This window comes from Lysinibacillus sp. GbtcB16 (assembly GCF_019091145.1).
Classification (GTDB): domain Bacteria; phylum Bacillota; class Bacilli; order Bacillales_A; family Planococcaceae; genus Lysinibacillus; species Lysinibacillus fusiformis.
The window spans coordinates 1-8,923 of the sequence record NZ_JAGXJV010000022.1 but is presented as its reverse complement, the minus strand read 5'-3'; the positions used below and the strand labels follow the sequence as shown (position 1 = coordinate 8,923).

The 8,923-nt window shown below is 36.2% G+C and carries 7 protein-coding genes; 5 read left to right on the top strand and 2 right to left on the bottom strand.

What is annotated here, in order from left to right; all coding sequences use genetic code 11:
* Positions 1 to 387: 387 nt before the first annotated feature.
* The 4 genes from KVT27_RS22575 (at position 388) to KVT27_RS22560 (ending at position 5,381) form a co-directional block, all read left to right on the top strand.
* Complete coding sequence (locus tag KVT27_RS22575; RefSeq protein WP_008178160.1) at positions 388 to 1,581, top strand: ornithine--oxo-acid transaminase; 1,194 nt, start codon at positions 388 to 390, stop codon at positions 1,579 to 1,581.
* Positions 1,582 to 1,665: 84 nt separating this feature from the next.
* Complete coding sequence (locus KVT27_RS22570; protein WP_036119847.1) at positions 1,666 to 2,910, top strand: Glu/Leu/Phe/Val family dehydrogenase; 1,245 nt, start codon at positions 1,666 to 1,668, stop codon at positions 2,908 to 2,910.
* A 217-nt stretch (positions 2,911 to 3,127) separates the two neighbouring features.
* Entirely contained in the window at positions 3,128 to 4,291 is a 1,164-nt protein-coding gene (locus KVT27_RS22565) for an iron-containing alcohol dehydrogenase (protein ID WP_036119845.1), read from the top strand.
* A gap of 457 nt (positions 4,292 to 4,748) precedes the next feature.
* Positions 4,749 to 5,381 (top strand): hypothetical protein, encoded by a 633-nt coding sequence (locus KVT27_RS22560; RefSeq protein WP_254636244.1) that lies wholly within the window; start codon positions 4,749 to 4,751, stop codon positions 5,379 to 5,381.
* 99 nt (positions 5,382 to 5,480) lie between these two features.
* Here KVT27_RS22560 and KVT27_RS22555 read toward each other — a convergent pair whose 3' ends face one another.
* Together KVT27_RS22555 and KVT27_RS22550 are read right to left on the bottom strand one after the other, a co-directional pair.
* A complete protein-coding gene (locus tag KVT27_RS22555; RefSeq protein ID WP_036119842.1) occupies positions 5,481 to 6,464 on the bottom strand; it encodes a cation diffusion facilitator family transporter in 984 nt (327 codons plus the stop codon).
* 13 nt (positions 6,465 to 6,477) lie between these two features.
* Positions 6,478 to 7,200: an MgtC/SapB family protein gene (locus tag KVT27_RS22550; protein ID WP_008178169.1), complete on the bottom strand. Its 723-nt coding sequence runs from the start codon at positions 7,198 to 7,200 to the stop codon at positions 6,478 to 6,480.
* Between the two features lie 658 nt (positions 7,201 to 7,858).
* Between KVT27_RS22550 and KVT27_RS26795 the strand changes: the two genes are divergently transcribed.
* On the top strand, positions 7,859 to 7,957 hold the full coding sequence (locus KVT27_RS26795) for a putative holin-like toxin (RefSeq protein WP_220273102.1): 99 nt from the start codon (positions 7,859 to 7,861) through the stop codon (positions 7,955 to 7,957).
* The last annotated feature ends 966 nt before the right edge of the window (positions 7,958 to 8,923 follow it).

Here is an 8,923-nt window from a genome sequence, read left to right as displayed (position 1 = left end):
TACTTCAACCGTGGCTGTACAGGGGCGATTGTTGGCTACCAACCATTCGGTGGTTTCAACATGTCAGGTACAGACTCGAAAGCTGGTGGCCCAGACTACCTACAACTTCACATGCAAGCAAAAACAACTTCAGAAATGCTTTAATTTTACATTGACGTTAGGGCTATTTTAATAAGTAGTAAATGAAGCATTGTGACAGAATTTGTGGAACTTCTCCAAGTAATACAACCGTTGGCTAATACCGTAGCCACTTATGTAGTTTACTTGGGGAGAGTTTGCAAATTGATCGATTGTTGTTGCTAAATTCTTAATTATTCTACTTACAGAAATACATAGTCCTTTCTTGCATCGATTTTTTATCATCATTTAGTAAGGAGAGAATAGAATATGACAAAAACTCAACAAGTTATTGAACAAACACAAAATTATGGTGCAGCAAACTATCATCCACTGCCAATCGTAATTTCAGAGGCTGAGGGTGCTTGGGTTAAAGATCCAGAAGGTAACAAATATTTAGATATGTTATCAGCTTATTCAGCTGTAAACCAAGGACATCGTCACCCAAAAATTATCGCTGCTTTAAAAGAGCAAGCTGATAAAGTAACATTAACTTCACGTGCATTCTACAGCGAAAACCTTGGTGAATGGTATGAGCTAGTAGGAAAGTTAACAAATAAAGAAATGGTATTACCAATGAATACAGGTGCTGAAGCAGTAGAGACTGCGTTTAAAGCAGCTCGTCGTTGGGCATATGATGTAAAAGGCGTAGAAGAAGGCAAGGCAGAAGTGATTGCATGTAATGGTAACTTCCATGGTCGTACAATGCTTGCTGTATCTCTTTCTTCTGATGAGGAATACCGTCGTGGATTCGGTCCAATGTTACCAAACGTTAAATTAGTAGACTACGGTAATCTTGAAGCATTAAAAGCAGCTATTACACCAAACACAGCAGCATTCTTAATTGAACCAATTCAAGGTGAAGCTGGTATTGTTATCCCAACAGAGGGCTTCTTAAAAGCAGCTCGCGAACTTTGCCGTGAAAACAACGTATTATTCATTGCTGACGAAATCCAAGCAGGTTTAGCACGTACTGGTAAAATGTTTGCTTGTGATTGGGAAGAAGTAGAACCAGATATGTACATCTTAGGTAAAGCATTAGGTGGCGGTGTATTCCCAATTTCTTGTGTAGCTGCAAACCGTAATATTCTAGGTGTATTCAACCCTGGTTCACACGGATCAACTTTCGGCGGAAATCCTTTAGCTTGTGCAGTTTCAATTGCATCTATTAAAGTATTATTAGATGAAAAATTAGCTGAACGTTCACATGAACTTGGTGAATACTTCAAAGGTAAGTTAAGAGAAATTAATAACCCAGTTATTAAAGAAGTACGTGGTCGTGGTTTATTTATTGGTATGGAATTAACAGAGGCAGCTCGTCCATACTGTGAAAAACTAAAAGAATTAGGTTTATTATGTAAAGAAACACATGATACAGTTATTCGTTTTGCGCCACCACTTGTTATTTCACAAGAGGATTTAGATTGGTCAATCGAACAAATTGAAAAAGTATTTAATCTTTAACAAAATGTTCACATTTTAATTCGGAAGTATGTTACAATGATGCCGATATACTATCATTAAATAAAACAAAGAGGCGATTTAATAATGTCTGAAAACTTAAATCTTTTCACATCAACACAAGATGTCATTCAAGATGCTCTAAACAAACTTGGCTATGATGAAGCAATGTATGAATTACTAAAAGAACCGCTTCGCATGCTACAAGTACGTATCCCAGTGAAAATGGATGATGGTACAACAAAAGTATTTACTGGTTACCGTGCACAACATAACGATGCTGTAGGACCAACTAAAGGTGGGGTTCGTTTCCACCCACAAGTGTCTGAAGAGGAAGTTAAAGCGCTTTCAATGTGGATGACATTGAAATGTGGTATTGTCGATCTACCATATGGTGGTGGTAAAGGCGGTGTCATCTGTGATCCTCGTCAAATGTCTATGGGCGAAATCGAGCGCTTAAGCCGTGGTTATGTCCGTGCTGTAAGTCAAATCGTAGGACCAACAAAAGATATTCCTGCGCCAGACGTATTTACAAATGCACAAATTATGGCATGGATGATGGATGAATATAGCCGTATGGATGAATTCAACTCTCCAGGCTTTATCACAGGTAAGCCACTAGTTCTTGGTGGTTCACAAGGTCGCGACCGTGCGACTGCACAAGGTGTTACAATTGTAATCGAAGAAGCAGCGAAAAAACGCGGTATTGATATTAAAGGTGCGCGCGTTGTTATTCAAGGATTTGGTAACGCAGGTAGCTTCCTTGCGAAATTTATGCATGATTTAGGTGCAAAGGTAATCGGTATTTCGGATGCTTATGGTGCACTTCATGATCCAGAAGGTTTAGATATCGACTACTTATTAGATCGTCGTGATAGCTTTGGTACTGTAACAACTTTATTTGAAAACACGATTTCAAATAAAGAATTATTAGAACTTGATTGTGATATTTTAGTACCTGCTGCGATTGAGAACCAAATTACTGCTGACAATGCACACAATATTAAAGCTAATATCGTAGTAGAAGCAGCAAATGGTCCAACAACTGCTGAAGCAACTAAAATTTTGACAGAACGTGGCATTTTACTTGTACCAGACGTATTAGCATCTGCTGGTGGAGTTACAGTTTCTTACTTTGAATGGGTACAAAATAACCAAGGTTATTATTGGACAGAAGAAGAAGTTGAAGAACGTCTATACAAAAAAATGGTTGAAGCATTTGATAATGTTTATACAACAGCTACAACACGTAACATTAACATGCGCTTAGCAGCTTATATGGTTGGTGTTCGCCGCACTGCAGAAGCTTCACGCTTCCGCGGATGGGTTTAAGAATAAGTTCAATTTACAACGAGTTTCTCCTATTTTTATGGGAGGACTCGTTTTTTTCGTCTCTTTACTAATTTGAAGAAATGTTTGAATGAATCTCCCTTACAAAACCCTTTAATTAATCGTCCAAACGGAATCATTTAAACAGTTATGCCGAACGTTTATCTTTGCTTTCTTGAACAGAAATATGAGAAAATCCAACTAGAAAGGGGCGAATTAAATGGATTCATTTACATTTTTTAACCCAGTGAAACTTCATTTTGGTGAAGATGCACTGGAAAAGTTACCGAAGGAATTAGAGCAGTATGGCAAAAAAGTATTGGTTGTATATGGTGGCGGTAGCATCAAGACGAATGGTGTTTACGACGCTGTTATTGACAAATTACAGCAAGCAGATAAAACAATTTTTGAATTAAGTGGTGTAGAACCAAATCCGCGTGTGGAAACAGCTAGACGTGGTATTGAAATTTGTAAAACAGAGGGAATTGACTTAGTTCTTGCAGTTGGTGGCGGTTCTGTTATTGATTGCTCCAAACTAATTGTTGCTGGTGCAAAATATGATGGGGATGCTTGGGATATCGTTAAACGCAAGGTATTTGTAGAACAAGCTTTACCACTAGGAACTGTCTTAACCTTGGCCGCTACAGGCTCTGAAATGAACTCTGGGTCAGTTATTACTAATGCCGCTACAGAAGAAAAATTAGGCTGGGGTAGCCCTGCGGCATTCCCGAAATTCTCAATCTTAAATCCTGCGTATACGGTGTCTGTACCTAAAAATCATACCGTTTATGGAATCGTTGATATGATGTCACATGTATTCGAACAGTATTTCCATAATACAACGAATACACCAATCACTGATGAAATGTGTGAAGGTGTATTACGTACGGTTATTACGACAGCACCTCAATTATTAGAGGATCTAGAGAATACACAGTTACGTGAAACAATTCTATTAGCAGGAACGATTGGATTAAATGGATTCTTATCAATCGGATCTCGTGGAGATTGGGCATCTCATAATATTGAGCATGCTGTATCGGCAGTATATGATATTCCGCATGCAGGTGGTTTAGCTATTCTTCAGCCTCATTGGATGCGTTTAAGTGTGCCGGTGAATCCTGAGCGCTTTGCAGGTATAGCAACACGAGTATTCGGGGTGGATGCAACAGACAAAACGGTAGAAGAGGTTGCTTATGAAGGGATCGATCGCTTATCAGCATTTTGGTCATCATTAGGGGCACCAAATCGTTTAGCCGATTATAATATTGATGATTCGAAATTCCAGCAGATTGTAGAGCATGCAATGCATAATGGTCCATTTGGAAACTTCCATCAGTTACAAGAAAAAGATGTACGTACTATCTTACAAAATTCTCTTTAAAATAATAAAAAAGTGTGAGGCTATGCAGTTAGCCTCACACTTTTTTTTATTGAAGGTTAAGAAAAATTAACGAATCTTGTTGAATTTTGTCGTAGAAGTTTCTTAAGACCTACAATATAATGAAATAGTTAGATATTCAAAGGGGTATAATGGTTATTTTTATTAAGAGAAGTGAAAAAAGTCATGATTTTAATCAGAATATTTAACTTAAATTGGATATTTTAATACATATTAGACTTTGTGATTGCTAGAGAGTGATGGTATTTGTCGCACTAGCTCCATTAATGTAGGGTTGTTCAGAAACTGTTTATCCACCTTTATTAAAATAATGACTTAAACAAAGAGGAGAGGGATCAAATGTTGAAGCAATTGCTTAAGGATCGTGTGGTTACATTAAGTTGTAAAGAGATACCATTTTCAGCAGCATGTTTACAAAATACAAAATTGTGTAGAAGTTTTGGGGATTGAAACAAAGTCGTTACAAATTGAAAATGATAACATTGTTACGGGTTACATGGTTGATCAAAGTATTTTCTTTAAGAGTTTACGTTTTGGGCAAACGAACATTACTTTTTCGAATGGTGTAAATAAGGCAAGTGGACATTTATTTGTCCGTCCTTCTGGGGAAATTGTGGTAGAGGTAAAACCTTATTTAGGAGATGCTGAAATTGTTCCGGTTTATTTTCGAACAATATTAGCAGATACAATTATCGCAATTGATTTAAAAGGTGCTTTAAAGCATTATTTGGTAGCCCATCAATTCATGAATCGTGAAGATTCAATTTCTGAAGTGCATTACCGATCCATGCATCCTAACGTATTAAAAGATTCTTATGCTGGTCATTTTGTTTTAGGCTGTCATGTGGATGGTAGGGATATTCTAAATGCCCAAGAATATGCTTTAGCCAATCGACAAGCTACTTTAATGTTTTCAGAAATAGTCATTCAACAAAATGGTACTAAAAAGACCGTTGTTAGTAATCAATTCCTAACATTTATGATAACCAATCAAGTCTTTGTAAGCTACGAGTCCATCCCTGATAATCTAAGGGAAACAAATTTTGATCGGGATCAATTAATATCAGTTTAACAAAAAGCCAACTGCCTGAAACTGATCTGACCCAAAAAAAGTTAGACATCAATCTAACTTTTACGGGCCGTTCAAACAAGGTAATTGGCTTTTTAGCTTCTACAATTCATGATTAGGTCTGTCGCCAAGATGTATCCAGCTAGCCTTTCCGTCATCTTCATCAAATAAAATGGCGACCTTCGACACACCTTTCTGACTTAAAATAACTTCTGTCAAATGATCCCGAACATCATCTAAAAAAGCTAAGGATAGTTTAGGGTCAGCTTCTGCCACTAACTCAACATGTAAAAATTCCCCTTCTTTAATGACTTCAAGACGTACAATATCTTTAATATTTGGGTCATCCATCACAAGATGGGCGATATGATTTAACATTTCTTCATCTGTCTCACCGATTACACCTCGAGCATTGTCTAAGAATACTTTACCAACAACATAAAACATCATTGCCCCAATAATCATGGAAACAAGACCTTCTATTCTAGTCCACCCTGTAAAATGAGCGATAACAATAGCAATGAAAGCTAAAATATTTCCGCTTGTAGCGACTAAATCTTCCATAAACACTAATTTAGTCGCAGGCTTGGCACGGTTTAAATAATTGAAAGCTTTTGGGATGGATGTCATACCTGCTTTTTCCTGCCCAGCTTCATGTAATACTTCTACTGCTGCTTTAGCCAGTACTGTACCCTCTAAAACAATACCTATAAATAAAACTCCGAGTGCGATGAGTACCCCACTTGATTCACCAGTAGGGTGGATAAAATGATGCCATCCTTCTTTAATTGTTTCATAAGAAAGAATTGCTACGATAATAACTGCAAATAAGCATACTAAATTGACAATACGACCGAAACCGCTAGGGAATTTCTTTGTAGGTGCTTTTTTCGATAGAGCGGAGCCTATATACACGAACAATTGGTTAGCTGCATCTCCAAGTGAATGCATCATTTCTGCGAACATAGCCACATTACCTGTTAAGAAAAAGGCAATGCCTTTAATAATACCTAAAAAGGCATTGACACAAGCCGCCATCAGGGAAGGTTTGTTACCATCCTTTAGTAGTTTAAATAATTCTGCCATAAAAATCCTCCAACTAGTTTAAAATTTCCATTTCGATTTTTTCAATATATGATAATGTTCTTAATGAACGGTAAAACGATAGTAAATTATCAGAAACAATTAAGGACAAACGTAAATCCAACTCATGTAAAACATTATCATTTTTTAAAGGTACATCTTTAATACGGATATTTTCGATGATGATATTGTTGTTCTTAAGGAATAATAGAAAGGATTCCGTATGTTTGTCATCATCTATTTGAACCTTTAGTAAAATCTCTCTCATGCGAATACGTTTTGGTCCAATTTTCATTAGGAAAGGAGAGAGGATTTCAATTCCGAAAACGATGATAATGACAGCTAATGTTGCATCCATATAAAAACCAGCACCTACAGCGATTCCGATGCCGGCAGCTCCCCATATCATGGCTGCAGTCGTTAAACCAGAGATGCTATCATTGCCGCGTCTTAAAATTACGCCTGCTCCTAGAAATCCAATCCCACTGACAATTTGGGCTGCTAAGCGAAGGGGATCCATTGTAATATTTATATCTTCTCTAGAAGGTGTGGAGTAAGCTGTTTCAATGGAAATAATGGTTAGCAAACAGCTGAATGTTGCTATGACCAAACTTGTCTTTAATCCAACTGGTTTCTTCTTTAATTCCCTTTCAATTCCGATTACTAAACTTAATGTGGCTGCTAAAACTAATTTTATGCCAACTTCATATGTAATCATATTTTCCAATAATGTTCCCATACACGACCCTCCATAGATATTTCGCATTGCTAAGAGATATGCAACCAGTCATTATTATATGTGTATTACTTTTTTGTATTGTACAACATGGAAGTAAGGAAATATATGTGTTTTATTTTATAGGGATCTAAAATTCATCTATACATCCATTTCGTAATTAATATCACTTTGGTTCTAGGTAGGTTATTTATGTAAAACAAGCATCTACGTAAGCGAATAGCATAGTATTTTCCAGTGTGCTCTTTTCTAATTTAATGATGGCGACTCTGTTTTTAGGGGAATGGACAAAGGGTTATTAATATTAGGGAATGAGACTAGAGCTCATCTCTACTAATAGGGAGAAATAAAAGATTAATGATAAGGAAAGCTTTTAATCGCATTTTCAATAAAGAATGCTGATCGGATTCGGGGAACCTAATGGTGGCACCAGGCCTAGATCATACTAAAAATGTTAAGGGGAGATGAAGCAAACGGCGAGCTTGTAACAAAAATTGACGAGAGGTTGACCAGATTTATATCCTAATTAAATTTCCAAAAACTATATTTCATTCACATAAAATGGTATAATAAAGAGGTAACTAGATAGAGGTTTCATGGGCGGTAAGCATACATTCTTCACCCGTTGTTCAGGTTTCTGGAGGGGAAGGAGGTGTTGCTAATGACAACTTACGAGGCAATGTCCTTAATGATCAGTTTTAGTGGATTGATTGTTTCGGTAATCGTTTTGTCATTTACTTTTTCTCAGAAAAAAAAGTAAACCGCCCCTGCCCTCCAAGCATGTGAGTGGTTTACTCCTTCATTATGCAAATCGCCTTTGAAGCGATTCGTCTGTTACATGACCATTTGGTGGTGACACACCAAGTGGTCCTTTTTTTATATCCATCTTCATGAAAAATTATAACATGCATTGTTAAATTACTCAAATTAATTGGAAATAAGTACAATTCTAAATGTCTATAGGATACAAAGCATGCGAGAAGCACTTTGGATAACATTGGACGTATGCTTTCTATATATAGATATTCCCAAATCCCGATTGAAGATAATAATAGAATATTCTTTCAATTAACATGTTCATTTGAAGTTTCGACAACAGAATAAGTGTTGAGAAAAATGGGATGCACTTGTTACCTGTGCACTTGTTACATCTTATTATATAATAGGACTCAATATACGTCTGCGATAATCGCTGATGATGTAGAGAGTACCATCAATTAATTGATCCATAATTTTAAAGAAGATCAAGGTGACCTTATAAGGGATGGGGTAGGTTTTTATTAATAGTGTTAGTACTTAATTTATTTGGCCATACTTTGTTTACTTGTTTTTTTGACTATGGCTGAAACTTGTTAGTATTACTATTTATTGTTTTAGAAGAGAGTGCTCTATTGTTTGTTATTGATATAAAAAAAGATTTTTAACTTTTTTTAAAAAAATACTTGATTTTTAAAATGCTATATTATATATTATTACTTGTCCTTAACAAGACGAAACACTTTAGAAATAAAAAACAAAAAAGTTGTTGACTTCTTGTTATAAACGAGTTATCATAATGAAGTCGCTGAAAACGACTGAGATAATAATGAACTTTGAAAACTGAACAAGCAAAACGTAATCAATAAAGTTTTTAATAGCTAGCTTAGCTGGTGAACGAAACAAAATTTTGGACATCAAAATTGATGCCAGCAAAACAATTTGAGCTAATCAAATTTCTTTTATGGAG

What these genes read in the sequence shown, in the direction of transcription:
- KVT27_RS22575 (WP_008178160.1), top strand. Translation starts at nt 388, where the DNA reads ATGACAAAAACTCAACAAGTTATTGAACAAACACAAAATTATGGTGCA.
- KVT27_RS22570 (WP_036119847.1), top strand. Translation starts at nt 1,666, where the DNA reads ATGTCTGAAAACTTAAATCTTTTCACATCAACACAAGATGTCATTCAA.
- KVT27_RS22565 (WP_036119845.1), top strand. Translation starts at nt 3,128, where the DNA reads ATGGATTCATTTACATTTTTTAACCCAGTGAAACTTCATTTTGGTGAA.
- KVT27_RS22555 (WP_036119842.1), bottom strand. Translation starts at nt 6,464, where the DNA reads ATGGCAGAATTATTTAAACTACTAAAGGATGGTAACAAACCTTCCCTG.
- KVT27_RS22550 (WP_008178169.1), bottom strand. Translation starts at nt 7,200, where the DNA reads ATGGGAACATTATTGGAAAATATGATTACATATGAAGTTGGCATAAAA.
- KVT27_RS26795 (WP_220273102.1), top strand. Translation starts at nt 7,859, where the DNA reads ATGACAACTTACGAGGCAATGTCCTTAATGATCAGTTTTAGTGGATTG.